Below are 1,998 nucleotides of genomic sequence, written 5' to 3'. Positions count from 1 at the left end.
GGGGGGGGTATTTTCATTTAACTTATTGAAAAAACTCATATTTTAGCCATTCGACAAAATGAATTTATCCTGTTTTTTACCAAATACACCTAAAATTACATTTTAAAAAAATCAGATTTTTTACATAATCATTGTACTACCAATAAGATAAATTATAACATTGGAAAATAATATTATTATCTATAACTAGCGTTGACGAGTTTAATACTATTTGATTGATTTGTCATTGCAGATCTTGCTTTTAACTCCATTTTTACAAAAAATTTTCTTTTTTGTTATTACTTTTTGTTTCTTTTTAATATAAGAAAGTGCTTTTTTAAAAAATTTTTATATTTTTTGTATTTTCTATTGATTTAATTCATATTATGCGGTAATTAATTAATGCTTATTTAAAAACACAGCATTTATCAACAAAATCAACAGATTGTAGGGCTAAGTGTTGCGCTATAGTTGGAACATTTGAAATTAACTAATGAGGTACAATATGAAAAAAGTCGGTTTTATTGGTTGGCGTGGTATGGTCGGTTCTGTATTAATGGAGCGTATGCAACAAGAGCAGGATTTTATTAATATCACACCTACTTTTTTTACCACATCTCAAGCAGGGCAACCTGCACCTGATTATGCCGGAAAAGCTGCTGGCGTTTTATTAGATGCTTATGATCTTGAGGCATTAAAGCAACAAGAGATTATTGTAACTTGCCAAGGTGGTGATTACACCAATGAAGTTTATAAAAAATTGCGTGCTACTGGTTGGGATGGATATTGGGTTGATGCCGCTTCCGCATTGCGTATGGAGAAAGAGGCGATTATTGTGCTTGACCCTGTTAATCAACACGTGATTGATCAAGGTTTAAAAAATGGCATTAAAACTTATGTCGGCGGAAACTGTACCGTTAGTTTGATGTTAATGGCATTAGGCGGTCTATTTGAACGTGATTTGGTTGAATGGGTTTCGGTGGCAACTTATCAAGCCGCTTCCGGTGCTGGTGCAAAAAATATGCGTGAATTATTATTGCAAATGGGTGAACTTCACGATGTGGTTGCCCCTGAATTGGCAAATCCATCTTCCTCTATTTTAGATATTGAACGTGCAGTTACCGCCAAAATGCGAGCTGAAGATTTCCCAACAGAAAATTTTGGTGCAGCGCTTGGTGGTAGTTTAATTCCGTGGATCGATAAATTGTTAGAAAGTGGTCAAACTAAAGAAGAGTGGAAAGGTTATGCCGAAACCAACAAGATTTTAGGTTTATCTGACAATCCGGTGCCAATTGATGGCTTATGTGTGCGTATCGGTGCTTTACGTTGCCACAGCCAAGCATTCACTATCAAAATGAAAAAAGATTTGCCGTTAGCGGAAATCGGACAGATTTTAGCTTCTCACAATCAATGGGTGAAAGTGATTCCTAACGACAAAGAAACCACATTGCGTGAATTAACACCGGCAAAAGTGACCGGCACATTAAGTGTTCCGGTTGGACGTTTACGCAAACTCAATATGGGGCCGGAATACTTAGCCGCATTTACTGTTGGTGACCAATTATTATGGGGTGCGGCAGAGCCTATCCGCCGTATTTTGAAACAGTTAGTTGCTTAATTGTCAATTTCTTAACTACTCGCGCTAATTTTATTAGTGCGAGTTTTTCTTTTATATAGTGTCTTAAGCTCTTATTTATGATAGAGAAAAATATTGAAATACATCCGTTACAACCTTTCTTACCTACCAATGCCACAATGTTAATGTTAGGCAGTTTTCCACCACCGAAAGCACGTTGGAAAATGAATTTTTATTATCCTAATTTTCAAAATGATATGTGGCGTATTTATGGTACGGTCTTTTTTAATAATAAAGATTATTTCCTAAACAGCGATAAAACTGCTTTTAATCAAGAAAAAATTGAACGGTTTTTCAGACTGCTGACAAACCCATCTTTCCAAAATCATTTGATAAAAGTGGGTTTGTTTTTTTACTTTGTCGCTTTTCTCTTGCTTTTCCTT

1 protein-coding gene and 1 pseudogene are annotated in these 1,998 nt (G+C 35.2%); both read left to right on the top strand.

Translation table 11 applies throughout. The annotated features are described in order from the left end of the window. Positions 1-484: 484 nt before the first annotated feature. Entirely contained in the window at positions 485-1,597 is a 1,113-nt protein-coding gene (gene asd, locus A3EO_RS0112445; RefSeq protein ID WP_018347395.1) for an aspartate-semialdehyde dehydrogenase, read from the top strand. Positions 1,598-1,674: 77 nt separating this feature from the next. Beyond that, positions 1,675-1,998, top strand: a pseudogene (locus A3EO_RS13625) (hypothetical protein); the annotation flags it as partial.

The sequence above is a fragment of the Gallibacterium anatis DSM 16844 = F 149 genome (assembly GCF_000379785.1).
GTDB classification, from domain to species: domain Bacteria; phylum Pseudomonadota; class Gammaproteobacteria; order Enterobacterales; family Pasteurellaceae; genus Gallibacterium; species Gallibacterium anatis.
Note: the sequence above shows the minus strand (reverse complement) of the source record. Positions and strands in the feature narration are given on the sequence as shown.

Excerpts from the sequence above, each read along its gene's own strand:
- asd (WP_018347395.1), top strand. The coding sequence starts at position 485 with ATGAAAAAAGTCGGTTTTATTGGTTGGCGTGGTATGGTCGGTTCTGTA.